Genomic DNA, 25,033 nt, shown 5'->3' with positions numbered 1-25,033 from the left:
ACGGCGTCGCCGTGACCGCCGCGCGTCGCGGTGGCGCACCCTTGGCGCTGCCGACCCGGTCGGAAGCTCAGAACTGCTGGTCGTAGTTCAGGCGGACATGCTCGACATGCGTCGAGCCGTCTCGCGTGATCGCGAGGTCGATGTGATAGATGCCTTTCCAGCGTGCGTCGAACACGTGCCCGTACGTGACCGCATTGCCGTCCCGCGCCGGTTCGAGCTGCATCTGCTTCGGCTTCGTGTGAAACGAGCTGGCTTCGCTGCGCGGGCCCTTCACTACGGCCGTGATGTGCGCGTTTTCGATGCGCTTGCCGGTCGACCGGTCGAACAGCGCGACGGTCAGCAGATACAGGTTCACGTTCGACGACGCGTCGGCGGCGCTGCCGCCCGCTGCGGCAGTCTGATTCGCCGGCACCACGCCGAAGTTGACGGCAATGTCGCCGGACGTCACGCTGCGCGTCAGGTCGTTCGCAGCGGCAGGCGCTACCTGTCCGACCAGCAATGCCAGCCACGCAAGCAGTACAACGAAAGGTCTCGATCGCATCGAAGTCTCCTCGGGGATTGGGCTGCCGCATCGGCCGTGCACGTGCGGAGCAAACGGTATCGTGTCCATGCTGACGCGGAACGCGCGTGCCGGCTTGATGCAGGTCAAGCGCCACCACGCCATCGGGCCGGCGCGCCGCTCGTTTCGGTGCGCGAGCGGCCGCATCGCGTCCGACGCCGGCTCCAGTTCCGGCTTCGGCAGGTGTCGCAACGTTTGACGTGCGTCAAGGCGGCACGAGTGTATGACCGTCATCTCGCCGCCGAACGGTGACACGCCGCTTCCTTAAGAATCCGGTAAGGAACGCGCCCGAAGATGAATGCATCGCTCAGGAGGATCACGATGCGTCTATCTGACTCGGTTCGCATGCTGCGCCGGTCCTGCGCGGCGGCCGCGATATGCATGGCCGCCGGCGCCGGCGCGCATGCCGAAACACCGGCCGCGTTGCTGGCCGGCTACACGGCGCAGGCGGGCACGGCCGCGGTGCCGTTGCGCGGACAACAGTTCTTCACGTCCCGCCACGGACGCGAATGGAGTTGCGCGAGCTGTCACGGTAGCTCGCCGACCGGTGCAGGGCGGCACGTCGTGACCGGCAAGACGATCGAGCCGCTCGCGCCCGCGTTCAACCCGGCGCGGTTCTCGGACGGCGCACGCTCCGAAAAATGGTTTCGCAGAAATTGCAAGGACGTCGTCGGGCGCGAATGCTCGGCTGCCGAAAAGGCCGACATCCTCGCGTGGCTGATCACGTTGAAACCCTGAAGGGGAACGCAGATGAACCGTTTCGAACCGACGATCTCGTCGTGGCGCCCCGCGCTGCGGGCCGGCATCGCCGCGGCGCTGCTGGTTTCGCTGCTGCCGCACACCGTCCTCGCCGAAGACGAAATGCGCGGCATGGCCATGCCGCTGCTGCCCCGCTACAAGCAGGAGTGCGCGACCTGCCACGTCGCCTATCCGCCCGGCGCGCTGCCGGCCGAGTCGTGGCGTCGCATCCTCAACGGTCTCGAGCATCACTTCGGCACCGACGCGACGCTCGATGCGGCCACCGTCGCGCAACTGCAGACCTGGCTGAGCGCGCACGCGGCGACGGGCGCTGCGGCGCGACGGCCGCCCGACGACAGGATCACGCGCTCGTCGTGGTTCATCTCGACCCACGACGAAGTACCGGCCGCGGTGTGGAACAGCCCGGCAGTGAAGCGGCCGTCCAATTGCGCCGCATGTCATACGCAGGCAGACAAGGGAAATTTCGATGAACGATTCGTCCGCATTCCAGGCGCCCGCTGAACCGGCCACGCCGCGCGCCGAACGCGTGCTGGTGTGGGACGCGCCGGTGCGCGCGTTTCACTGGCTGATGGTGATCGCATTTGCCGGCGCGTGGCTGAGCGCCGAAAGCGAACGATGGCGGCTGATGCACGTCGCGTTCGGCTACACGATGCTGGCGCTCGTCGCGTTTCGCGTCGTCTGGGGCGTGGCCGGCACGCGCCATGCGCGCTTCTCGTCGTTCGTGCGCTCGCCGGCGGCCGTGGTCCGCTATCTGCTGAGCCTCGCGAAAGGCCGGCCCGAACATCACGTCGGCCACAACCCGGCCGGCGCGATCGCGATCGTCGCGATGCTGGCGATGACGGCCGCGCTCGGCGCGAGCGGCTGGGCCGCGTACAACGGTAACGGCGAAGCGTTCGGCGAGCTGCATGAAGGCGTGGCGAACGCGATGCTCGCGCTGGTCGCCGTGCACGTCGGCGCGGTGTTCGTCAGCAGCATCGTGCACCGCGAGAATCTGGCCCGCGCGATGGTGACGGGTTACAAGCGCGGTGCGCCGGCCGACGGCATCCGGCGCGCGTGGTGGAGCGTCGCCGCGATCATGACGGCCGCGGCGATCGGCTGGTGGTGGACGCAATGGCACGCGGCGCCGCAACCCGCGCCGGGCGACGGCCCGGTCGCGACCGACATCGGACGCCCCGCGCACGGCGCGGACCGCGACGACGATTGACGGCCGCCGGCTGAGTGAGTGCCCGATCGTGCGCATCCTGCTCGTGGAAGACGATGTCCTGCTCGGCGACGGCATCCGCGCCGGGTTGCGCCAGCAAGGGTTCCAGGTCGACTGGGTCCGCGACGGCGACGCGGCGCAGCGCGAGCTGCGCGCGCACGTTCATGCGGCCGCGGTGCTCGACCTCGGGTTGCCGCTCGTCGACGGCATGGACGTGCTGCAACGCATTCGCCGCGACGGCATTGCGCTGCCGATCCTCGTGCTGACCGCGCGCGACGCGGTGCCCGACCGCATCCGCGCGCTCGACGCGGGCGCCGACGACTACGTGATCAAGCCCATCGATCTGTACGAGCTCGGCGCACGCCTCCGCGCGCTGGTGCGGCGCGCGCACGGCCGGCCGACCGAACGGCTGCGCGCGCACGACGTCGAGCTGGAGCCCGCGTCGCGCACCGCGCGCCGCGCGGGCGTGGCCGTTGCGCTGTCGACGCGCGAATTCGACCTGCTGCACATCCTGATGCTCAACGCCGGGCGGGTGCTGTCGCGCGAGCAGATCGAGCAGTATCTGTACAGCTGGGGGCAGGAAGTCGAGAGCAATGCGGTGGAGGTCCACATCCATCGGCTGCGCGCGAAGCTCGGCAGCGAAGTGATCCGCACCGTGCGCGGTGTGGGCTACGTGCTGATGCGGGACGCCGCATGAAGGCGCTGCTGCCCGCGCGCTCGCTGCACGGCCGGCTGCTGACGCTGGTGCCGGCCGTGGTGCTCGGCGTCTGGCTCGCGACGCTGATGCTGACGTGGCTCGATGCGCAGCGCGAGATCGACCGGCTGCTCGACGGTCACCTCGCGCAGGCCGCCGCGCTGCTGGTCGCGCAGCAGGCGCGCGGGCCGGACGACGACGACACCGCGATCGACGCGCCGATGCTTCATCCGTACGGGCCGCGTGTGGCGTTCCAGGTATTCCACGACGGCCGGCTCGGCCTGCATTCGGAAAACGCGCCGTCGCAGCCGATGGTGGCGCCCGAGCTGACCGGGCAGGCTCGCGCGTCGGGATTCTGGACCGTCGCGATCGACGGCGATGCGTGGCGCGTCTTCGTCGTGCACGGCGTGCGCCACGACGTCCAGGTGTTCGTCGGCGAACGGATCGATTCGCGCAAGTCGATCCTCGGCGCGGTCATGCGCAGCGCGTTCTGGCCGATGGCGGCCGCGCTGCCGCTGCTGGTGCTGGCGATCGGCTGGGCCGTGCGCCGCGGCACGTCGCCGCTGCGCGATTTCGGCCGCGCGCTCGCCAGGCGCAACCCGCAGGCGCTCGACACGATTCGGCTCGAGCGCACGCCGCTCGAAATGCAGCCGATGCTCGACGCGCTGAACCGCCTGTTCGAACGGATTCGTGCGGTGATGGACGCCGAGCGGCGCTTCACTGCCGATGCGGCGCACGAGTTGCGCACGCCGATCGCGGCCGTCAGCGCGCAGGCGCAGGTCGCGCTGGCCGAGCGCCACGACGCGCCGCGCCGGCATGCGCTGCGCGGCGTGCTCGAAGGCTGCGATCGGGCCGCGCGGCTCGTCGATCAGCTGTTGTTGCTGTCGCGTCTCGATGCGGGCGCGCTGGCCCAGCGCGCACCGGTCGATCTGGCGGCGCTCGCGAAGCGCGTGGTCGCGGAGGCCGCGCCGCGATCGATCGACATGCGGCAGCGGCTGGAGCTCGACGCGCGAGCGCCGTGCCTCGTCGGCGGCAACGAGCCGTTGCTCGAGTCGATGGTGCGCAATCTGGTGGACAACGCGATTCGCTACAGCCCGGCCGACGCGTGCATCACCGTGTCGGTCGCGCGATGCGACGGGCGCACGACGCTGCGCGTCGAGGACAGCGGCCCCGGCATCGGCGACGACGATCTGCGCCGGCTGGGCGAGCGGTTCTTTCGGCCGGCGGGAAGCCGGCCGGGCGGCAGCGGCCTGGGCTGGTCGATCGTGCGGCGCATCGCGGCCGCGCATGAAGCGGACCTCGAGGTCGGGCGTTCGGCGGCGTTGGGCGGGTTGTGCGTCGTCGTGTCTTGGCCGGCCGCCGATGCAGCCGATGCAGCCGGCACAGCCGCGCACTAGGCGATCATGTCGATTACGAATCACACCGCACAAGGTCGGCGCGTGACCGAAGGTCACCGCAGCGGCCTTTCATGGCCGGCTCGGCGCGCGTGTCAGGCTGGCCTCGGTCCTCGCCCGGCGTGCCGCGCCGCGTGGTCACTGGCCGGCAGCGCCGCTGGCGGGGCCGCCGGGCTGCCCGTGCATGTAGCCGGGGCCCATCCCGGCCCCCATCCCCGATCCCGGCCCCATCCCGGAGCCCATGCCCATCCCTTGGCCGCGATGCATGCCGCGCATCGGCGGCGCGTCGGGGAGCGTGATGCCGCGCGCCTTCGCGCGCTTCTGCATCTGAGCGTGATGCTCGGCGCGGATCTTGTCGCGCTCGGCGTCCGACGCTGCCGCGAGCATCCGCGTCCGGTATTCGGTGCGCTCCGCCGGCGTCATCAGCTGACTGCCGTAGATCATGTGCCCCGATTCGACGCCGCCGCGTGCAGGCTGGCTCGGCTGGCTCGCCTGCGCGTGGGCCAGCCCGGCCGACATCGCGATCGCGACGCCGATCACGCAGTGTGCGGTGAAGGTATTCAAGCGAAACATGGCAGTCTCCCGACGGTTTGCATGCGTTCAACGGTACACGTGAGCGCAGCCTGTCCATTGCGGCAGATCAAGGGCCGTCCGGGAGCCGCTCATACCATCGAAACGTGTGCCGGCCGTCACGGCGATGTCGCTCCTGCGGTGCATCATCGTGCGTCGCGTGCAGCGACCGCGGCGCGACGCCGTGAGCCGGTCCGATTTGCCCAACGCGGAGGCGACCTGCCATGACCGATTCACTGAACTATCGTCAACGAACCGCCGAGATTACCGAGCAGATGCGCAAGCTGCGGCAGTCGCAGCCCGATCTGATGTCGGCGTTCGGCGCATTGGCGGCGGCCGGCACGCGCGCCGGCGCGCTGACGAAGAAGACGCGCGAGCTGATCGCGCTGGGCATCGCGATATCATCGCGCTGCGACGACTGCATCGGCTTCCACATGCAGGCGCTGATCAAGCTGAAGGCGACGCGCGAGGAAGTCGAGGAGGTGGCCGGCGTCGCCGTGTACATGGGTGGCGGCCCGTCGATGATGTACGCGGCCCATGCGCTGATCGCTTACGACCAGCTGGCCGCTTGAGCGCCGACTGAGCGTCAGCTGAGCGCCGCTGCCGGTGCTGCCAGCGACCTTCGAATTTGCTAACCCTGTAACGTGAACTGAATCGTGATCCCGAACACCCCCGACGCCGTACCCGAAACTGTCGCCGAAGCGACGCCCGCCATGGCCGCCGCGGCTACCCGAAGCACCTGGGTGAGCGTCGCGGTGAACCTCACGCTGAGCATCGGCCAGGTGGTGATCGGCATCCTGTCGCGCTCGCAGGGCCTCGTCGCGGACGGCATTCATTCGCTGTCCGATCTGGTCGCGGATTTCGTCGTGCTGCTGGCCGGTCATCACAGCCGCAAGCCGGTCGACGAAAAGCATCCTTATGGCCATCAACGCTTCGAAACCGGCGCGTCGCTCGCGCTGGCCGCGATCCTGCTGGTGGTCGGCGGCGGGATGCTGTGGTCGGCGGTGCAGAAGCTCGAGCATCCGGAGGCGATCGAGCGCGTCCACGTCGCGGCGCTGTGGGTGGCGCTCGTCGCGCTGGTCGCGAAGGAGAGCCTGTTCCGCTACATGCTCGCGGTCGCGACGCGCGTGAAGTCGAGCATGCTGGTGGCCAACGCGTGGCATGCGCGGTCGGACGCCGCGTCGTCGCTGGTGGTCGGATGCGGGATCGTGGGCAACCTGCTCGGCTATCCGCTGCTCGATCCGGTCGCCGCGCTGATCGTCGGCGGGATGATCGTGAAAATGGGCGCGACGTTCGGCTGGAACGCGTTGCACGATCTGATGGACCGCGCGGCCGACGCCGAGGACGTGCAGGCGATCCGCGCGACGCTGCTCGCCACGCCCGGCGTGCTCGACCTGCACGACCTGCGCACGCGCAAGACCGGCGATCTGATCCTGGTCGACGTGCATCTCGACATCGACGCCGATCTCACCGTCGCGCAAGGGCACGACATCGCGGTGGACGCGCGCGCGCGCGTGCTGCGCCATCATCGGGTGCTGAACGTGATGACGCACGTCGATCCGCGCAAGCGCGAAACGGCGCTCGAAGCCGCAGCGCTTCACCGAAATTAAGAGGGGACGGGCGGCGTATCGGCCAACGCACGCCCGCGCCGGCCTCAATCGGAGCGGCGCACGCGCTGGCCGCGCCGGAACGTCAATCGACGTTCGTGGACGAGCGCGTGCCAGTCGAGCTTCATCAACACGACGATGCATGCGAGCAGCACGAGCTGCGTGACGATGAAGTAGCCGCCGAGATAGCTGCCGCCGAGTTCGGACTCGGCGTCGAGCTGCGTGGACGCGAAGCGGCCGACGTGCGCCCAGATCGCATAGGTCGTCACGCGGCCGATGAAGAACGCCGCGGCGATGATCCTGAGCGGCAAGCCGGACAGCCCGTATGCGATGAACAGATAGTTCGACGGCAGCGGGCTCAGCGCATAGAGGAAGAACGCCCCGGCGGTCAGCGTGCCGTGCTTGCGCAGCCAGCGCGTCGCCACGGCGATGTTCTCGCGATCGGCGTCCCGCACCCAGCGCGAGCGCACCAGCGAGCGCGCGAAGGTCGCGAGGATCACGCGGCCGATGGTGGCCGCGGCCGCCGCGACGACGGCGAACACGAACGGATTGCCGTCGGGCAGGTTGAAGCCCACCCACGACATCGCCATCCAGGTGGGCGGCGCGAATGCCGGCACGAGATTCAGCAGCAGAATCAGCAGGAACAGCACAGCCAGCGTCAGCACGATATCGGCTCCAGACCATCCGGTGTCACGTTTCGATTGTGCTGAAGAGACGGGCCGCCCCGTTGACTCACGTCAAGCAACGCACCGCGCGGGCACGCGCGTCGGGCTGACCCACGTCAACGGTCGAAGCGCGGCATTTTCTAGACTGATGCCACGCCGTCGTCAACGGCGCCCGACGCAACGCTCGGGCCCACGCGCGGCAACCGGAAAACTCGTCATGCCCCGAATGCGCTGGTCGCTCGATTTCACGTTGCTGGTTCTGTCTGCCGTCACGCTCGCCGCCGGCGGCGCGTGCGTCGCGTTCGGCCTGCCTGCGCTCGCGCGCCTCGTGTGGCTGCTCGGCGCGCTGCCCGTGCTGCTCGCGTTGACGGTCACCGTCGCCAAGGCGGTCGCGCGCCGGCAGCCCGGCATCGACGTGCTCGCGTGGCTCGCTATCGGGCTCGCGCTCGCGCTCGACGAGACGCTGACCGCCGCGGTCATCGCATTGATGCTCGCGAGCGGGCGGACGCTGGAGCAGCACGCGCAGCGCCGCGCGCAACGCGAGATGACCGCGCTGCTCGGCCGCGCGCCGCGGCAGGCGACGCGGTTCGAGCATGGCGAATGGCGGCCCGTCGCTCCTGATGCGATCGTCCCCGGCGACCGGCTGCTGGTGCGCAGCGGCGAGTGCGTCGCGGTCGACGGCACACTCACCTGCGACGCGGAACTGGACGAATCGATGCTGACCGGCGAATCGTCCACGCAGCGGCGACGTTCGGGCGAAACCGCATGCAGCGGCGTGGTCAACGCCGGCGCGCCGTTCGAAATGGTGGCGCGCACGACCGCCGGCGACAGCACGTTTGCCGGCATCGTACGGATGGTCGAGCGCGCGCAGCGCGAGCGCAGCCCGTCCGTGCGCGTCGCGGATCGCTACGCGGCGGGCTTCGTCGTGATTGCGCTGCTCGTCGCGGGCGGCGCGTGGCTCGCGACCGGCGACGTCGGCCGCGCGCTCGCGGTGCTCGTCGTCGCGTCGCCGTGTCCGCTGATTCTCGCGGTGCCGGTCGCGATCGTGTCGGGCATGTCGCGCTGCTCGAAGCGCGGCGTGCTGGTCAAGGGCGGCGGCGCGCTGGAACGCCTCGCGCAAGCGACGATTCTGTTCTTCGACAAGACCGGCACGCTGACCGGCGGGCGCGCACGCATCGTCGCGATCGAATGCGGCGCGCAGGTCGCCGCCGCCGACGTGCTGCGCTTCGCGGCGTCGCTCGCACAGGCGTCGGCGCACGTGATTTCGGACGCGCTGACGGTTGCCGCACGGGAGCGCGGCGTCGGTCTGTCGGCGCCGTCGGCCGTACTGGAGACGCCCGGCGAAGGCGTGACGGGCAGCGTCGACGGTCACACGGTCACGATCGGCAAGTTTAGTTTCGTCGCGGCGTGCTCGACGCCGGCGCCGTGGAGCGATGCGTTCGTCGCGCGCGTCGGCGGCCAGGGCGGCGCGGCGGTATTCGTCGGCGTGGATGGCGCGATGATCGGCGCGATCGAGCTGGCCGACGAACTGCGGCTGGAGACGCCGCGCGCCTTGCGGCTACTCAAGCGCGAAGGCGTCGAGCGCCTCGTGATGCTGACCGGCGACCGGCGCGATATCGCGCTGGCAGTCGGCGAACTGCTCGGCGTGACCGACGTGCGCGCCGAGCAAACGCCGACGGACAAGCTCGCCGCGATCCAGTCGGCTCGCAAGGACGGCGTGACGATCATGGTCGGCGACGGCGTGAACGACGCGCCGGCGCTCGCGGCCGCCGACGTCGGCATCGCGATGGGCGCGCGTGGCGCGGCCGCGTCGTCCGAGGCCGCCGACGTGGTGCTGCTGGTCGACCGGCTCGACCGCCTCGTGGATGCGATCCGCATTGCGCGCCGCGCGCGCCGCATCGCGCTCGAGAGCGTGGTGGCCGGCATGTCGTTGTCGGTGCTCGCGATGGCGGTCGCGGCGGCCGGATTACTGCCGCCGATTGCGGGCGCGGTGATTCAGGAGGTGATCGACGTCGTCGTGATCGTCAATGCGCTGCGCGTGTTGCTGGTCCGCGCGAAGCCGTCGGAGGCGCGGCCGAGCGGCCTCGACGTCGAGCAGCTCAAGCGCGAGCACGCCGCGTTGTCGCCGCTGCTCGACCAGTTGCGGGATCTCGCCGATCGCATCCCCGGCTTGCCGGCCGCGACCATCGCGAGCGAATCGGCGCGGATGATCGGTGTGCTGGACGCGCGGCTGCTGCCGCACGAGCGCGCGGACGACCGCGACGTCTACGCGCGTCTCGCGCCGCTGCTCGGCGGCGAGGATCCGCTTGCGGCGATGAGCGGCGCGCACCGCGAGATCTTCCGGATGGTCAGGGCGCTCAGGCAGATGGTCGCCGATCTGCCGCGCGAACACGCCGACGCCGCGGGCGCTCAGGCGATCCAACGGACGCTGTACGGGCTCGAAGCGATCGTCCGCCTGCATTGCGCGCAGGAGGAGGAGCTGTTCCACGCGGTGGGCGCGGACGTGTGACGCGCTAGCGCGCTACGCATGCGGCGCGTTCACGAGCAGGACCGGCGTTGGCGCGATCCGCGCGACGCGGCGCGCCACGCTGCCGAGCACCCAGCTCGTGACGCCTCGCCGTCCGTGGGTGCCCATCACGATCAGGTCGGCATGCCAGCCGCTCGCGTCGTGCACGATCCGTTGCGATACGTCGTCGCCGGTGCGGTCGGTTTGAATCAGCTGCGACTGCGCGTGTCGGGCCGCGCCGTCGAACAGCGCGACGGCTTTTTGCAGGACGCGGCGGCCTTCGTCGATCGACGCCTGTTCCAGCGTCTCGACGGGAACGAAATCGCCCAGCGATACGGGCCGGTCCACGACGTGGATCACGCGGAATTCGGTGTCCGACCGCGCGAATTTGAGGCCCGCGCGCAGTGCGTTGAGGGCGATCGCACTGCCGTCGACGGCGAACAGCATGCGCGCCGGCACATGCTCGGCGGCCGGCTGGAACCCTTCCGGGACGATCAGCAGCGGACAGCCGGCGAGGTGGCCGAGCGGGCCGGACACCGTGCCTTCGATCCACCGCAGCAGGCCGTGATGCTGACGCGCGCCGACGATCAGCAGATCGGCGCGCCACGCCTGCGCGGTTTCGGCCAGCGCATGGGCGATATCGGCGCCGTGCACGGACAGGTCGATGACTTCGCTGTCGATCGCGATGTCGTCGCGCCGCAATGCGCCGGTGGCGCGCGACAGCGCGTCGGCGGCGTCGTGCAGCAATTCGTCGCGCGCCGCTTCGAAGAACGCGGCCGATTTCGATCCGCGCGGAACGAGTGTGCGCGGATTTTCCGCAACGCTGACCACGTGCACCGACGCATTCGGCGCAATGAGGTTACGCGCATACGCGAGCGCATGATCGGACGCGGCGGAGCCGTCGATCGCGATCAGCACCCGTTGGGGCGCGTGGTGGGGGTGGAGGGGTGAGTTGCTGGCGCTCATGAAGGTCTCCCGGTCCGGTGGCAACCGGCGATCGTGCATACGGCCATTGTTCGCACGCGAGGCGCGCGCGGCTTGACCTTCGTCAAGCGCGTTCATGTTCGCCGGGTAATGCGTGCCGCTGGCTGTCCAGCGGCCGAAGGGCGGCCGCGCTGCTAATCGGGCGCCCGATCGGGGATCGCCTGGACGATCATCGAAAACAGCCGGTCGAGATCCTCGTCGAGCGGCTGGCCGTCGAACGGATCGCGATTCGCGGCGAACGCCGCGTCGATCCCGACCCAGTCGTCGGGCGTCAACACGCGGGTGGCGGCCGGCAGGATCACGGTCTCTTCTAGACAGCGATGGTCCGCATGGAACTCCGCGTAATCGTCCATCAGCGCGCCGAGCGTATGCAGCGCGCTCGCGCCTTTCAACTCGTAGCGCGTCAGCGCGTGCTCGAGATTCCGCAGCTTCATGTCACTCTTGTCGTGCTGCGCCTCGAGCTGGTCGAGCACGCTGTCGAACTCGCCGGTGCGCGCCCGCAACGGCGCGAACAGGTAGCGGTCTTCGTTCGGATGATGAATGCGCTGCGGGTATTCCCGGATGTAATAGAGCATCGCGCGGAACACGATCACGCCCGGCACCGGCTCGCCCGCCACGAGCCGACGGACGAAGTGCCGCATGCCGTCGATCACGGTCGACAACTGCGCATGTTCGTGGCGGATGATGGCGACGGCGCTACGTGGCCCGGGCATCGACATTTCACACCCCACAGCGGTAACGGAATGACCGGCGTGCTCGCGGCTCGCTTCGGCTGCGCGCATGAAGCCCGGTTGCGATACGTCGATATTGATCGACCGCCGCCCGTCGTTGAAGGGTGTGGACACCGAGGCGTTGACGAAGATCAACGGTCGCGTGGAGCGTGTGCGCCTGCCGATCGCGTTCGGTCTGCCGCATGGCTGCCGAGACGTGCGGGCGACGCGCGACGCCGGTTTCCTGCCGCTTCTCGAAGCGGTCCGGCCGCCGCGCATCGCAATGCCGGCGTCAGCCGATATCCTTCGCCTGCAGCCCGCGTCGGCCGGAACGGGCCGACCACGGCAGGATGCGCGGCAGGACGTTTTCCGCGTGGACCACACGATGGGCCACGGCCGCGGCGACGTGCAGGCCGACCAGCGCGACGAGCGCGTAGGCGGTGAGTGCGTGCAGTTCGCCGAGCCAGTGCGACAGCTCGCGGTTCTTCGCGACCAGCGTCGGCAGCGAAAAAAGCCCGAAGCAGCTGGCCGGGTGCCCGGCCGCGTTCGTCTTCAGCCAGCCGAGCACCGGGATCGCCAGCATCAGTGCATACAGCAGCCCGTGGACGGCGCGTTCGGCCGAATGCCGCAGCGTGCCGGCGGGATTGACCGACGGCGGCAGCCGGTCGCGCGCGCGCAGCCGGTTGCCGAGACGCAGCGCCACGAGCAAGAGAATGGCGACGCCGATCGACTTGTGCAGGCCGACCAGGTCTTCGTTGTCGTCCAGCAGCAGGCCGACGATCAGGTTGCCGATCAGTGCGACGGCCAGCAGCCAATGGAGCAGGCTGATCGACAGCGGATAACGGGTAGCGGTCTTCATGACGAAATATCGTTCAGTGGCAGGCGGGGAGTGCGATCGGCTCAGCCGAGCAGGTCGTGGTAGTGCTTCTTCGTGTCGTTGATGCGGCGCAATGCCTGCTTGGCGGCCGGCAGATCGTTCGCCGCGATCGCGCGATCGACTTCGGTCAGTTCGCGCTGCAAGGTGCGCATGCCTTCGTCGTAGGTCGACTGGTCGCTGCGATAGCGCTGGCGGCTCGCCTGTTGCGCGTCGCTTTCGAGCCGGGTGACGTAGCCGCGCATCTCGGCGGTCGTCCGGCTGTTCAGCGCGCGTTGCATCGTCTGCTTCATGTCGCGCATCAGCGGCTTGATCTCGCCCGCCTGCGCGGGCGCGGCGGTCACGACGAGCAGCGCGGCGAGCGCGGCGCAGAAGCGGAATCGGAATGCGGGCGTCTTCATGGGCGTTTCGGGTCGGCAGTATCGGTGAGCGCGACGATAGGGCGCCGACGTTAACGGATTCTTAAGGCCCGATTTCGGCCGCGACCCGCTTGATGCGCGGGCACGCCTGCGGTTATCGTGCCGCAACGGACGCGAGGTCCGGATCGAAGAGGAGTTGCGCATCATGCGGGTATTGCTCGTGGAGGACGACAAGCTGATCGGCAGCGGCGTGGAGGACGGGCTGAGCGAGGCCGGCATGACGGTCGACTGGGCGCACGACGGCCGGCATGCGCAACTGGCGCTCGAAACCACGCCGTACGACCTCGTCGTGCTGGATCTGGGCTTGCCGCGCATGTCCGGCGTCGAGCTGCTCGCGTGGCTTCGCAAGCGTCGCGACCATACGCCGGTGCTGGTGATGACCGCTCGCGACACGGTGGCCGATCGCGTGAGCGGCCTGAGCGCGGGCGCCGACGATTATCTCGGCAAGCCGTTCGACCTGACCGAGCTGGTCGCGCGCTGCCGTGCGCTCGTGCGGCGTTCGCAGGGGCGCAGCACCGACACGATCGAATACGGCGACCTGTCGGTCGATCCCGCCTTGATGACGGCCACCCGCGGCGCCGAGCGAATCGCGCTGACGTCGCGCGAATGCGCGTTGCTGGTCGAACTGCTGTCGAATCAGGGCCGCCCGCTGTCGCGCGCGCAGCTGCAGGACAGCCTGTACGGCTGGAACGAGGAGATCGAGAGCAATGCGATCGAGGTGCACGTGTCGAACCTGCGCAAGAAGCTCGGCGCCGACCTGATCCGCACGATCCGCGGCGTGGGCTACGTGGTGGAGAAGGCGTCGTGATGCGTTCGATCCGGCAACGGCTGACCTTGCTCGTGCTGTCGGGCGTGGTGGTGGTGTGGGCCTATTCGCTCGTGTCGAGCTATCGTCAGGCGATTCACGAAGCGGACGAATGGTACGAAACGCGCGTCGAGCAGATCGCCCGGACCTTCGCGGTGCTCGACGCGCGCGACCTGCCGCGCTTCGCCGAGATCGTGCTCGCCGGCCGCGACGACGACGACGGCGACAACGATGCCGCGCCGCCGATGCTGTACCAGGTCAGCGATGCCGACGGGCACGTCCTCGCGGCCAGTCCGGGTCTCGCGGCGCTCGACGTGCCGGCGTCTGCGGCTGCTGCATCCGGCGCGGCCGAGTCGGGCAATCCGAAGTGGCACGCGTACGTGCTGACCGATGCCGCGCGCGGCCGGACGGTGAGCATCTTCGAGCAGCGCACGCGCCGCTCGGACCTGTCCGCCGAAGTCGCGCGGCGCGTGGCGCGGCCGCTGGCGTTCGCGCTGCCGGTGCTGGCGGTGCTGATCTGGTTCGCGATCGGCCGCAGCCTGACGCCGCTGCGCACGCTGTCCGACGCGATCGAAGCGCGCTCGGCCGACAACCTTGACGCAATCGGCACGCACGGCATTCCCGATGAAGTGCGTCCGCTGGTCGCCGCGCTCAATACGTTGCTGCAACGCCTGCGCGACTCGCTCGTTCGCGAGCGCGCGTTCACCAGCGACGCGGCGCACGAGCTGAAGACGCCGCTCGCCGCCATCAAGGTCCAGGCGCAGGTAGCGCTCACCGCGCGCGATCCGGAGCGCCAGCGGCGCGCGATGCAGCGGGTCGTCGAGGGCGTCGACCGCAGCACGCATCTGGCCGATCAGTTGCTCGCGCTGGCGCGGCTCGACGAGACGGTTCCGCTTGACGGCGCGGACGTCGATCTTCGTCAATTGATCGCCGCATGCGTGAACGATCATCAGGCGCGCGCGGAGCGCAAGGAGATGTCCGTGACGTCGCGGGTCGATGGCCGCGTCGTCATGCACGCGCCGCCCACGCTGCTTCGCGTGCTGCTCGACAACCTCGTCGATAACGCGATCAAGTACGGCCGCGAGCATGGGCACGTCGAAATCGCATCTTGGCAGGACGCCGACGCGGTCACGCTCCAGGTGTGCGACGACGGCCCCGGCGTGCCGACCGAGGATCTGGCGCGCTTGCAGGACCGGTTCTTTCGCGGTGCCGATCATGACGCGAGCGGCAGCGGCCTGGGGCTGTCGATCGTCGCGCGGATCGTGGCCAAGCTCGGCGGGCGTCTGACCTACGTCGACGGGCTGAACGGCGGCGGATTCGGCGTGCGCGTGACCTTGCCGGTGCAGGGTCGATAGGTATCCCGAGCGCGCATCCGCTGCGGTATTTCGGGCGGGATGCGCGCGGCCGGCCGCGCACGGCGTGCGTAATGCCTTCCTCTCGCCATCGCGTTGCGGGCCGATCGGTCCAACCGACGCGCCGCGCCACGCGCATCCGCGGCCATCGACGTTCGACCCGCGCGCAACCTCATCGCCATCGTCGCGCCGCGCGTGAACCAGCCGGTTAATTTGGTGCGCTCGCGCGCGCTGCGAATGGGCAACGGCCGCGCGCCGCGTCGGGCGATGCACCGAAATGAGGAATGCAGATCGCCGGCGCGTGTGTGCGATGCCGATGCGACAGCCGATTCACGACGATGGCCCGCTTCTTGCTGGTGTGGTGCCGGCCGCGCAATCGTTGCGCGCCGCCCGACGACATACCAGACGAGGATGATTGACCGTGAGCCTGACGATTCGACCGTTTTCCCGACGCACGTGGCTGGCTGCGTTGCTCGCTGCCTCCGTGACGGCGCTGTTCGCCGCAGCCCCGGCCCAGGCCGACGCGCTCGACACCATCGCCAAGAGCGGCACGCTGCGCGTCGCGGTGCCTGAAGACTATCCGCCGTTCGGCTCGGTCGGCACCGACATGCAGCCGCAAGGCTACGACATCGACATGGCCGGCTTGCTCGCGCGCGCGCTCGGCGTGAAGCTGGCGCTCGTGCCGGTGAACAGCGCGAACCGGATTCCGTACCTGACGACCAACAAGGTCGACATGGTGATCTCGTCGCTCGGCAAGACCCCGGAGCGCGAGAAGGTCATCGACTTCTCGAGCGCCTACGCGCCGTATTTCCAGGGCGTGTTCGGGCCGGCCGACGTGAAGGTGAGCACGCCGGCCGATCTCACCGGCAAGACGGTCGGCGCCACGCGCGGCGCGCTCGAGGAGATCGCGCTGACGCAACTCGCGCCGAACGCGACCATCAAGCGCTTCGAGGACAACAACGCGACGATCCAGGCGTTCCTCTCCGGGCAGGTGCAGCTGATCGCGGCCGGCAACATCGTGGCCGCGGCGATTCTCGCGAAGAATCCGCCGCGCCGGCCCGAGGTCAAGTTCGTGATCAAGAATTCGCCGTGCTTCGTCGGCGTCAACAAGAACGAACCGCGCCTGCTCGCGAAGATCGACGACGCCATCGCGCATGCAAAGCAGGACGGCACGCTCGGCGTGATGTCGAAGAAGTGGCTCGGCCAGCCGCTGCCGGCCGGGCTGTGACCGGCCGCTGCCCCGCCTGATCCGCCGCCGCGGCGCGCCCGGCGGCCGCCGCAGCGGCTTGCATCGTCAAACCTGAATCCATCGACCGTCATGAGCTACCAGCTTCAATTCGGCGAGCTTGCCGACTACGCCGGCGTGTTCGCGAGCGGCGCCGCGACCACGCTCGCGCTGACCGCGGTCGCGACCGTGCTCGGCGTGGCGATCGGCATACTCGGCGCGGCCGCCTACAGCGTCGACGCGCGCGCGGCCGTGCGGCTGCGGCCGCTGATCGGCGCGTACGTCGAGGCGATCCGCAATACGCCGTTCGTCGTCCAGCTGTTCTTCATCTTCTTCGGCCTGCCGGCGCTCGGCGTGCATATCGGCGAATACGCGGCCGCGATCCTCGCGATGACGCTCAATCTCGGCGCGTATTCGGTCGAGATCGTGCGCGCGGGCGTCGCCGCGGTGCCGAACGGACACGTCGAGGCCGCGTCCGCGCTCGCGATGTCGCGCGCACAGATGCTGCGTCACGTCGTGCTGCCGCAGGCGCTCGCGAAGGTGTTCCCGGCGCTGTCGAGCCAGATCGTGATCACGATGCTCGGTTCGGCGGTCGTGTCGCAGATCTCGGTGGCCGATCTGACCTACGCGGCCGGCTACATCCAGTCGCGCAACTTCCGCGCATTCGAGACGTATTTCGTCATCACCGCCGCATATCTGGCGATGGCGCTGCTGCTGCGCGGCGCGCTCGGATCGATGGGGCGGCGGTTGTTCTCCCGCCGCGTGCGAGGTGCGCGATGATCGAATTCTCGTTCGGGCAGATTCTCGCGAACCTGCTGCTCGCCGCGCGCTGGACGGTCGTGCTGTCGATCGTGTCGTTCCTGTCCGGCGGCATCGTCGGCCTCGCGGTGCTCGTGATGCGCGTGTCGGGCTCGACGCTGCTGCGCGGCTGCGCGAAGGTCTACATCGAGGTGTTCCAGGGCACGCCGCTGCTGATGCAGCTGTTCATCGTGTTCTTCGGTCTGCCGCTGCTCGGCTTCGACGTGCCGCCGTGGGTCGCCGCGACCGCAGGGCTCACGTTCTTCACGAGCGCCTATCTGGCCGAAATCTGGCGAGGCTGCGTCGAGGCGGTGCCGAAAGGGCAGTGGGAAGCGTCGGCGAGCCTCGCGATGAGCTACGTCGAGCAGTTGCGGCACGTGATCCTGCCGCAGGCCGCGCGCATCGCGGTCGCGCCGACGGTCGGCTTCGGCGTGCAGGCCGTCAAGGATACGGCGCTCGTGTCGATCATCGGCTTCACCGAGCTGACCAAGACCGGCATCGCGATCTCGAACGCGACGTTCCGGCCGTTCGTCGTGTACGGGCTCGTCGCGCTGATCTATTTCGCACTCTGTTATCCGCTCACGCGTTATGCGCGCACGTTGCAAAGGAGATGGCATGCCGCTCGTTGAAACCCGCGGTGTCGAGAAGTACTTCGGCACCCATCATGTGCTCAAGGGCATCGATTTTTCCGTCGAGCGCGGCCAGGTCGTTTCGATCATCGGCCGCAGCGGCTCGGGCAAGAGCACGCTGCTGCGCACGCTCAACGGGCTCGAGCGCATCGACGCGGGCAGCATCTCGATCGACGGCGAATGCGTCGACGCGCGGCACTCGGAGTTGCGCGCACTGCGGCTCAAGGTCGGCATGGTGTTCCAGCAGTACAACCTGTTTCCGCACCTGAGCGCCGGCCAGAACGTGATGCTGGCGCAGACGGTCGTGAAGCGCGCGCATCGGCAGCAGGCGCGCGCGGTCGCCGAACTGATGCTCGAGCGCGTCGGCCTCGGCGACAAGTTCGACGCATTTCCCGACCAGCTGTCGGGCGGCCAGCAGCAACGCGTCGCGATCGCGCGGGCGCTCGCGATGAAGCCGAGCGTGCTGCTGTGCGACGAGATCACGTCCGCGCTCGATCCCGAACTGGTGGGCGAGGTGCTGGGCGTCGTCGAGCAGCTGGCGCGCGAGCACATGACGCTGATCATGGTCACGCACGAGATGAACTTCGCGCGTGCGGTCAGCGACAGGATCGTGTTCATGCATCAAGGGCGAGTCTGGGAGAGCGGGAGCGCCGAGGACATCTTCGAGCGTCCGCAGACGGTCGAGTTGGGGCGCTTCCTCGGCAGCGTGCGCAATACGGAGGCCGCTGCGCGCTGAGCATGGATGCCGGCGCGGTCATCACGTCGTCGTGCGGATCGTCGCTGCGCGATTTCGCGTTCCAAAAAAAATCGTGTTGTTGTAGGATTGGTCGGATGAATGTCATCGCGTGACCTGCGCCACGCCGTCACCCACGCACGCGCGAGCAATGAACCGGCTCGCGCTGCTGCTACCACGCCAAATTCCCCCCATTAATCTCGGCTTCAGGAAACGTCCATTACGGGCTCCGCACTAATTCGCGCGCCGCTTTGGTCGTTATCGAGGCATCGGTCCCGCACGTGCCGCTTCGATCGGCTTCACACGCATGCGTCGCATGCAACGGTTTCGTGCTCAACGTTCGCCTCTTCATGATCAGAAATTTAAGCATTCGCGTCCGGCTGGCGCTCGCAATGGGCTTTCTCGGGGTGTTGCTCGTCATCGGCGGCTTCATCGGCGTCATCGGCGTCGCGATCAGCAACGACGATGTGAAGACGCTCTATTCGGAACGGCTGGCGTCGTCGGAGGCGCTCGGGCAGGCCAACGTCGCGCTGTCGAGAACGCGTCTGTGGCTGTATCGCATCGCGCTCGATCCGGACAGCCCCGACGTCGCGCAAGAGAGCGCCACGGCCCGCGAGCTGCTCGCCGCGTCGAAGAAGGCATGGGACACCTATCGTGGGCTGCGGCTTTCCGGCCCTGAGGAAGCGCGCCGCGCAGCCGACGCGAACACGAAGTTCAACGCGCTCGTCGAGCACGGCCTCGAGCCGATGTTCACCGCGATCGCCGCGCGCGATCCCGCGAACATTCCGAACGTGTGGCGGCACATCCCGCCGTCGCTGTTCATCGACGCATCGGATTCGATGGATGCGCTCGGCCGGATCCAGATGAGCGCGTCGCGCGTGACGTTCGATGCCGCGCAGGGCCGCTTTCACTGGTTCGTCGGCTTCGCGATCGCGGGCATCGCGGTCGCGCTGGGCGCGGCGGCGTTCACGTGGTGGTCGCTGCAGAACGCGATCGGCGTGCCGCTGGCGCGTGCGCTCGGCCACTTCAGCGCGATCGCCGAGGGCGACCTGACGACGCGGATCGACGTCGAATCGTCAGATGAAATGGGCCAATTGATGAGCGGCCTGCAGACGATGCAGAGCAAGCTGCTGCAGACCATCCGGATCGTGCGCGAAGGCTCCCGGTCCATCGAGACGTCTGCGCATGAAATCACGGCCGGCAACCTGGACCTGTCGCAGCGCACGGAGGAGCAGGCCGCGTCGCTGGAAGAAACGGCTGCGTCGATGGAGCAGCTGACGTCGACCGTGCGCCAGAACGCCGACAACGCGAAGCAGGCGAACCAGGTGGTGCACAACGCGGCAATGCTGACCGAAGAGGGCAATCAGGCGACGCAGGAAGTAGTCGGCACGATGCGCGGCCTGTCCGACGCGTCCGGCAAGATCGCGGAAATCACCTCGGTCATCGAAGGCATCGCGTTCCAGACCAACATCCTGTCGCTGAACGCGGCCGTCGAAGCGGCGCGCGCCGGCGAGCAGGGCCGCGGATTCGCGGTGGTCGCGGGCGAGGTGCGCTCGCTCGCGCAGCGCAGCGCCACCGCGTCGCGCGAGATCAAGGAGTTGATCAACGATTCGCTGCGGCGCGTCGAGACGGGCGCGCGCCAGGTCGACCGTGCGACCGACCGGATGTCGGAGATCCTCGCGTCGGTGCAGCGCGTGCAGGTGTTGATGGGCGAGATCGCCGCCGCATCCGACGAGCAGTCGAAGGGCATCGAGCAGGTGAACCAGGCCGTGACGCAGATGGATCAGGTCACGCAGCAGAACGCGGCGCTGGTTCAGCAGGCGTCGTCGTCGGCGCTGTCGCTGAAGGCGCAGGCCGAGCAGCTCGCGGCGACCGTCTCGGTATTTCGGATCGGCGCGGCGCAGGGCGACGCCTGAGCGTTTGCCGGCGCGCCGCGGAACGTAGCGGAACGTAGCGAGCCGCGGCCGTCGATCGTTTCGTATGACCAAAGTCGAGCGCTTCGCGCGGCGCTCGGCAGTTCGCGATCCGGCGCGTTGACGATGTGCGCCGAGGGCCCGGCATGACGGCCGGACGCCGCCGGACGCCACGTTCGGCGACACGCGCCGATAGACCGCGCGGCCCTCACTATCATCACTGCCGCGCCTGCGTTCACCGCAGGCGCGCTGCTATCCGCACGCCTACGTGCATCTCCGGGCTGGTCCTCACGGCCCGGCGCCACCTATAATCGCCAGCGACTGCGTTCACCGCAGGCGCGCTGCTATCCGCACGCCTACGTGCATCTCCGGGCTGGTCCTCACGGCCCGGCGCCACCTATAATCGCCAGCGACTTGTCCACGAAACCGCGGTGCCCAACGTGAGGGGTGCCCCTATGTGTTTCGTCAAGCGTTAGGGGCTGACTTGGGTTGGTAAATGGTGCCGTCGCGCAGCATGGCGAACAGAACGTCGCAGCGTCGCCGCGCGAGCGCGATGAGCGCTTGGTTATGACGCTTGCCTTGCTGGATCTTGCGCGAGTAATAGGCCCGTGAGACTGGGTCCCGCAAGGCCGCGAAGGCGGATAGGAACAAGGCGCGCTTGAGCACCTTGTTGCCGCGTCTGGATGGATGTTCACCGCGTATCGATGAACCTGAGCGTCGGGTAACCGGCGCGAGGCCGGCGTAGGCCGCCAGATGCGCCGCCGAAGCGAACGCCTTATGAGCGACCTCGGTCAGGAGTCTGGCGGCGGTCCTGACGCCGACTCCCGGCATGCTGGTCAGGACCGGCCAAAGAGGGTGAGCAAGCACCAATCGCTCCACTTCGGCAGCGATCTCGTCGCGTTGCTTACGCAATGCCGCAAGCTGCTGGGCTAAACGGGGCATGACGATGGTGGCGGCTTGCGTGCCGGGCACGGTCACGGCTTTTTTGCTCAGTGCCTGAACGATCTCGGCCGCTAAGCCTTTGCCCATGCGCGGAGCGAGCTTGGTCAGGCGATTGGCGAGCGTCTTCTCGCTGGTGCCGGCAAGCGCGGCGGGCGACGGATAGTGCTCAAGCAGATCGAGTACCGCTGGATGGTCAAGGCGCGGTCCGAGGACACGCTCGAGCGCCGGATGGATCTGGGTAAGCAGCCCGCGAATGCGGTTGCTGGTTTGCGTGACCTGAGCGGCGAGGTCGTCATCGAAGCCGCAGAGCATGGTAAGTTCAGCGAGTTGCTCGTCGGCCAGTCGAAGCGAGCGCAGCGTATGCGGCATCGAGCGAGCGGCTTCGGCAATGATCGCGGCGTCGCGGGCATCGGTCTTGGCTTCTCCGGCGTGCAAATCAGCGATGCGGCGCATGGCCAGTCCGGGCAGATAGGCGACGAGTACGCCTTCAGCGCGGGCGACGGCTACAGGAAGCGCGCCGATGGTGGAAGGCTGATCGACGACGAACAGCAGTCGACCGTGAGTCTTGAGTTCGGCGATGAGGGCGCGCAGTTTGGCCTCGTCGTTGGGTAGAGCCTTGTTGTACAAGCGCTTACCGTTCCGATCGAGTGCCACGGCGTGATGGTGGCCCTTACCGACATCGACGCCGACAAAGACATCGACGGCGTCACGTTGTTGAGTGTCTTGCATCGAAGTTTCTGCAGAGTGAACGGATTGGCCTGCAACAACGGTGGCAAGTCTCGGCATCCACGTTACGGACGGCGTCGGGATATCCCGGCCAAACCCCTATCAGCGATCACCAGCCACCCACCAGGCCCGGTGACAACACCCCCCGGATCATGACTGCGACTGGGGGCGAGAATCATGCCGGGCCTGGCTGGCCATAGCCCCGATTATCGAGGCGTGAAGATAGTAACGGGGGCGAAATGGGACGATATCGTCGCGTCTGCTTGCGCTTCGTTGTCACGAGTTCGATCGCCGGTTTCGCATTGCTGGCGTCTCCACTGCATGCCCGCGCCGCCGACGGCGCGCCGGACTTGCCTGCCACCCCCAAGTCAGCTGACCGGACGATCGACGTCTATGCGGTGTATGGCGACGGCCGCGCGACCGAGGGCGGCGATATGCACTGGCGCGCCTACGAAGTCGGTTTCGGCGACGTGTTGAACGACTACCTGTCGGTCTATGTCGCGTACCTGAACGAAGGGCATCCGCTCGACCATCACCGCGACGGCTTCGCGGCGCTCGGCTCGTTTCGTTGGCCGCTCGCCAATCGGTGGGTGCTCGAACTGTCGGCGGGGCCGTACTTCAGCATGGACACCACGCACGTCGACAACGAGGCGCGCAACGACAAGCGATGGGGCGTGCGCGCGTCGGCGGCGATGCGCTATTACGTCGTTCCCGATCGCTTCTTCGTCAAGGTGCAATACAACCACGTGCAGATGCTCGGCGGCTTCAATTCCGACGCGGTGCTGTTCGGCATCGGCTCCGACTTCGGCGGCCAGTCGCATCCGGCGGTATCCGACGGCAAGACGCAGGTCGCGGTGTGGGCCGGCACGTCGCAGACCAACCGTCCGCAAGTGCCGATGGAGAAGGGGTACATGGTCGAAGTCCGGCGGCCGTTCGGCACTGCGTGGGCCTATTCGGCGAGCTTCGTCTACGAAGGCAACAATGGCGTCGCGGGCCGGCGCGGCGTGGCCGCGCAATTCTGGTACGTCGCGCCGGTCGGCAGCAATTGGACGCTGTCGGCCGGCGTCGGCCCGTATCTGTCACGCGATCGCGACGAAGCGTCGAGCCAGACGCGGCTCAATGCGTTGCTCAGCGCGCAGGTAAGTTATCAGGTGACCGAGGATTGGGCGGCGAGCGTGCGCTTCAACCGTGTCGCGACCCGCAACGACAAGGACCAGGACATGTTCATGGTCGGCGTGGCGCACAAATTCTGAGTCCGGCGCACGTGCGTCGGCAGCACGTCGGCCGTTGTCGCAACGGCATCGGTGTATCTGTTCGGGGTGCTATCGGGCGGTATTGCGTGAGGCGTCGATGGTGGGTATTCGCGTTCTTTACGTCCGCTGTGGCGCGTTGCGTCGTGCGGATGTGGTCGTGAGCAAGGCGACGCACACCCGTACCGGTTGAATGCTCTACCGATCGCCGTCCCGTGGATTGGTCCAGAACAGGACGACGATTGCGCAGCACAACAAACCAAACATAAGAAACAAATACATGCCGCGCCTTGATGCCAGTCGATTGGATGCTCGCACTGCGATCATCCGTATGATGAAAACAGGAAATATCAAGTATTCCCTTTAAGGTTTATAAGGCAGCGGCGGGCATATCTATATTGATTAAAATCAAGCGGAGAAGAACTTAGATGAGAATTTCGAATGCCGAATATTTCGTATATCCAGCAGTGTGATGGCTGAGCCAGCATATTTGGCTTGCTAAGCACTTGAATGTGTGATTTGGTAAGACGTGAAGCGTCGTTCTATACGCGTCGAAGCAGATGCCTGAACGACCGCTGCCCTGCGGATAGGTCGGTGCCGTCACTTCCGTTCGGCCGCGAATGTTTAGTGGTACGCGGTGAATTATCGGGCTCGACGTTGGATTGCCGCGTGAGGCTTTCGCGGCCGCGGGTCGTTGCGATTCATTCGTTGCCGATGTGCTTGACCGCGAGATCGACGAACGCGCGCAAGCGATGCAGCCGCCTGAGATCGCGGTGGTAGCCCATCCAGATATCGCGTTGCGGCGGCTCGTCGCGTAACTCGAGCCTGCGAATGGTCGCGAGCTGATCGCCGACCGGCCGCGGCAATACGGCAATGCCCAAACCGCGGCCGCACATCTGGGCCTGGACATTCCGGTTATTCGATTGCAATACCATGCCCGCATTCGGAAAGCGCGCTTTCAGCCAGTCGATGTCGGGGAAGCTCCCGGTCGACGTATCCATCGCGATCAGGCGGTGCCCGGCGCCGTCGCCTTCGACCGGATCGGCATGCGCGGCCGCCACGTAGACGCCGTAGCGCATCCGCGTCAGCCGGCGCTGCACGATGTCCTGCCCGGTGAATGGAACGATCCGGAAGGCGACGTCCGCTTCACGCTGGGCGAGATTGAACAGGCGCGTGCCGGTCAGCACGTCGATTTCAACCAGCGGATAGTCGCGCGAATACTCGGCGATCACGGGCGGCAACACATACGCGCCGAACCAGTCGGACGACGATATCTTCAGCGTGCCTTCGAGCTTTTGCTGCTCGCCGGTCAGCCGGCGCTCCATCGTCAGCGCGCTTTCTTCCATCTGCTCGGCGAGCGGCAGGATGGCGACGCCTTCCTCGGTCAGAACGAAGCCGTCCGCGGTTCGCTGAAACAGCACTTGCCCCATCGACGCTTCCAGCGCGCGCAAGCGTCGCCCGATCGTCGGGTGACTCAGCGCCAGCGCGCGTGCCGCCGCGCCGAGCGTGCCCGTACGCGCAATCGCGAGGAAGATCCGGACGTCGCTCCACTCCATATCGATGTACCCACAAAAATGAACGGATGCTGTTCATTATATTGAATTGCCGCACGAAACTGAATTTGACAGACTTCGATCCACCGCATGTCGTCGCGATCGACTGCGGCTTCGGCCGGACCGCCGCACATCGGGCGGCGGGCAACTCAACGCAGCCGGCAG

At 67.8% G+C, this 25,033-nt stretch carries 25 protein-coding genes; 16 read left to right on the top strand and 9 right to left on the bottom strand.

What is annotated here, in order from left to right:
• Positions 1–67: 67 nt before the first annotated feature.
• Entirely contained in the window at positions 68–541 is a 474-nt protein-coding gene (locus tag MYA_RS27015; RefSeq protein ID WP_011880360.1) for a hypothetical protein, read from the bottom strand.
• A 339-nt stretch (positions 542–880) separates the two neighbouring features.
• Between MYA_RS27015 and MYA_RS27010 the strand changes: the two genes are divergently transcribed.
• Genes MYA_RS27010 through MYA_RS26990 form a run of 5 tightly spaced genes read left to right on the top strand, consistent with a single transcriptional unit; the run spans position 881 to position 4,610 of the window.
• Positions 881–1,297 carry a DUF1924 domain-containing protein gene (locus MYA_RS27010; protein ID WP_011880359.1) on the top strand — a complete coding sequence of 139 codons (417 nt, stop codon included), beginning with the start codon at positions 881–883 and terminating at the stop codon, positions 1,295–1,297.
• A 12-nt stretch (positions 1,298–1,309) separates the two neighbouring features.
• Positions 1,310–1,819, top strand: coding sequence for a diheme cytochrome c (locus tag MYA_RS27005; protein WP_014725996.1), 510 nt, complete (start codon positions 1,310–1,312; stop codon positions 1,817–1,819).
• Complete coding sequence (locus MYA_RS27000; protein ID WP_014725995.1) at positions 1,785–2,522, top strand: cytochrome b/b6 domain-containing protein; 738 nt, start codon at positions 1,785–1,787, stop codon at positions 2,520–2,522. Before MYA_RS27005 ends, MYA_RS27000 begins: the two co-directional genes overlap by 35 nt.
• A 28-nt stretch (positions 2,523–2,550) precedes the next feature.
• Positions 2,551–3,216 (top strand): response regulator, encoded by a 666-nt coding sequence (locus MYA_RS26995; RefSeq protein ID WP_034193925.1) that lies wholly within the window; start codon positions 2,551–2,553, stop codon positions 3,214–3,216.
• Positions 3,213–4,610: an ATP-binding protein gene (locus MYA_RS26990; RefSeq protein WP_041494379.1), complete on the top strand. Its 1,398-nt coding sequence runs from the start codon at positions 3,213–3,215 to the stop codon at positions 4,608–4,610. The genes MYA_RS26995 and MYA_RS26990 overlap by 4 nt, the downstream gene beginning before the upstream one ends.
• A gap of 135 nt (positions 4,611–4,745) precedes the next feature.
• On the opposite strand, the gene MYA_RS26985 is transcribed toward MYA_RS26990, so the two are convergent.
• The gene (locus MYA_RS26985) at positions 4,746–5,180 is read right to left on the bottom strand and encodes a hypothetical protein (RefSeq protein ID WP_014725994.1); all 435 of its coding nucleotides are present in this window, start codon (positions 5,178–5,180) and stop codon (positions 4,746–4,748) included.
• 221 nt (positions 5,181–5,401) lie between these two features.
• On the opposite strand from MYA_RS26985, the gene MYA_RS26980 reads away from it, so the two are divergent.
• Together MYA_RS26980 and MYA_RS26975 are read left to right on the top strand one after the other, a co-directional pair.
• Positions 5,402–5,749, top strand: a complete 348-nt coding sequence (locus tag MYA_RS26980) for a carboxymuconolactone decarboxylase family protein (RefSeq protein WP_014725993.1) — start codon at positions 5,402–5,404, stop codon at positions 5,747–5,749.
• Positions 5,750–5,833: 84 nt separating this feature from the next.
• Positions 5,834–6,787: a cation diffusion facilitator family transporter gene (locus tag MYA_RS26975; protein ID WP_014725992.1), complete on the top strand. Its 954-nt coding sequence runs from the start codon at positions 5,834–5,836 to the stop codon at positions 6,785–6,787.
• Positions 6,788–6,831: 44 nt separating this feature from the next.
• Here the strand turns inward: MYA_RS26975 and MYA_RS26970 are convergent, their stop codons facing one another.
• A complete protein-coding gene (locus MYA_RS26970; protein WP_014725991.1) occupies positions 6,832–7,449 on the bottom strand; it encodes a VTT domain-containing protein in 618 nt (205 codons plus the stop codon).
• A 217-nt stretch (positions 7,450–7,666) separates the two neighbouring features.
• On the opposite strand from MYA_RS26970, the gene MYA_RS26965 reads away from it, so the two are divergent.
• Positions 7,667–9,958: a heavy metal translocating P-type ATPase gene (locus tag MYA_RS26965; protein ID WP_014725989.1), complete on the top strand. Its 2,292-nt coding sequence runs from the start codon at positions 7,667–7,669 to the stop codon at positions 9,956–9,958.
• Positions 9,959–9,970: 12 nt separating this feature from the next.
• Here MYA_RS26965 and MYA_RS26960 read toward each other — a convergent pair whose 3' ends face one another.
• The 4 genes from MYA_RS26960 to MYA_RS26945 all read right to left on the bottom strand — a co-directional run bounded on the left by MYA_RS26960 (position 9,971) and on the right by MYA_RS26945 (position 12,924).
• Positions 9,971–10,921 carry a universal stress protein gene (locus MYA_RS26960; protein ID WP_034193921.1) on the bottom strand — a complete coding sequence of 317 codons (951 nt, stop codon included), beginning with the start codon at positions 10,919–10,921 and terminating at the stop codon, positions 9,971–9,973.
• Positions 10,922–11,073: 152 nt separating this feature from the next.
• Complete coding sequence (locus MYA_RS32550; RefSeq protein WP_338000009.1) at positions 11,074–12,033, bottom strand: hemerythrin domain-containing protein; 960 nt, start codon at positions 12,031–12,033, stop codon at positions 11,074–11,076.
• The gene (locus tag MYA_RS26950; protein WP_014725986.1) at positions 11,942–12,508 is read right to left on the bottom strand and encodes a cytochrome b; all 567 of its coding nucleotides are present in this window, start codon (positions 12,506–12,508) and stop codon (positions 11,942–11,944) included. The genes MYA_RS32550 and MYA_RS26950 overlap by 92 nt, the downstream gene beginning before the upstream one ends.
• Positions 12,509–12,549: 41 nt before the next feature.
• Entirely contained in the window at positions 12,550–12,924 is a 375-nt protein-coding gene (locus MYA_RS26945; RefSeq protein ID WP_011880347.1) for a cytochrome b562, read from the bottom strand.
• 163 nt (positions 12,925–13,087) lie between these two features.
• On the opposite strand from MYA_RS26945, the gene MYA_RS26940 reads away from it, so the two are divergent.
• The 7 genes from MYA_RS26940 to MYA_RS26905 all read left to right on the top strand — a co-directional run bounded on the left by MYA_RS26940 (position 13,088) and on the right by MYA_RS26905 (position 20,400).
• Complete coding sequence (locus MYA_RS26940) at positions 13,088–13,750, top strand: response regulator transcription factor (protein ID WP_011880346.1); 663 nt, start codon at positions 13,088–13,090, stop codon at positions 13,748–13,750.
• Complete coding sequence (locus MYA_RS26935) at positions 13,750–15,102, top strand: ATP-binding protein (protein ID WP_014725985.1); 1,353 nt, start codon at positions 13,750–13,752, stop codon at positions 15,100–15,102. Before MYA_RS26940 ends, MYA_RS26935 begins: the two co-directional genes overlap by 1 nt.
• A gap of 418 nt (positions 15,103–15,520) precedes the next feature.
• Positions 15,521–16,327 carry a transporter substrate-binding domain-containing protein gene (locus tag MYA_RS26925; protein ID WP_014725983.1) on the top strand — a complete coding sequence of 269 codons (807 nt, stop codon included), beginning with the start codon at positions 15,521–15,523 and terminating at the stop codon, positions 16,325–16,327.
• A gap of 90 nt (positions 16,328–16,417) precedes the next feature.
• Positions 16,418–17,104, top strand: coding sequence for an amino acid ABC transporter permease (locus tag MYA_RS26920; RefSeq protein ID WP_014725982.1), 687 nt, complete (start codon positions 16,418–16,420; stop codon positions 17,102–17,104).
• Entirely contained in the window at positions 17,101–17,751 is a 651-nt protein-coding gene (locus tag MYA_RS26915) for an amino acid ABC transporter permease (RefSeq protein ID WP_034193917.1), read from the top strand. The genes MYA_RS26920 and MYA_RS26915 overlap by 4 nt, the downstream gene beginning before the upstream one ends.
• Positions 17,738–18,487, top strand: coding sequence for an amino acid ABC transporter ATP-binding protein (locus MYA_RS26910; protein WP_014725981.1), 750 nt, complete (start codon positions 17,738–17,740; stop codon positions 18,485–18,487). Before MYA_RS26915 ends, MYA_RS26910 begins: the two co-directional genes overlap by 14 nt.
• Before the next feature lie 347 nt (positions 18,488–18,834).
• Positions 18,835–20,400, top strand: a complete 1,566-nt coding sequence (locus tag MYA_RS26905) for a methyl-accepting chemotaxis protein (RefSeq protein WP_041494377.1) — start codon at positions 18,835–18,837, stop codon at positions 20,398–20,400.
• Between the two features lie 462 nt (positions 20,401–20,862).
• Here the strand turns inward: MYA_RS26905 and MYA_RS26900 are convergent, their stop codons facing one another.
• Positions 20,863–22,068 (bottom strand): IS110 family transposase, encoded by a 1,206-nt coding sequence (locus MYA_RS26900; RefSeq protein ID WP_014725979.1) that lies wholly within the window; start codon positions 22,066–22,068, stop codon positions 20,863–20,865.
• Positions 22,069–22,304: 236 nt separating this feature from the next.
• On the opposite strand from MYA_RS26900, the gene MYA_RS26895 reads away from it, so the two are divergent.
• Positions 22,305–23,318, top strand: a complete 1,014-nt coding sequence (locus tag MYA_RS26895) for a hypothetical protein (protein WP_014725978.1) — start codon at positions 22,305–22,307, stop codon at positions 23,316–23,318.
• A gap of 698 nt (positions 23,319–24,016) precedes the next feature.
• Here MYA_RS26895 and MYA_RS26890 read toward each other — a convergent pair.
• Positions 24,017–24,871, bottom strand: a complete 855-nt coding sequence (locus MYA_RS26890) for a LysR family transcriptional regulator (RefSeq protein ID WP_014725977.1) — start codon at positions 24,869–24,871, stop codon at positions 24,017–24,019.
• Positions 24,872–25,033: the final 162 nt, after the last annotated feature.

Source organism: Burkholderia sp. KJ006, from assembly GCF_000262695.1.
GTDB lineage: Bacteria > Pseudomonadota > Gammaproteobacteria > Burkholderiales > Burkholderiaceae > Burkholderia > Burkholderia vietnamiensis.
Note: the sequence above shows the minus strand (reverse complement) of the source record. Positions and strands in the feature narration are given on the sequence as shown.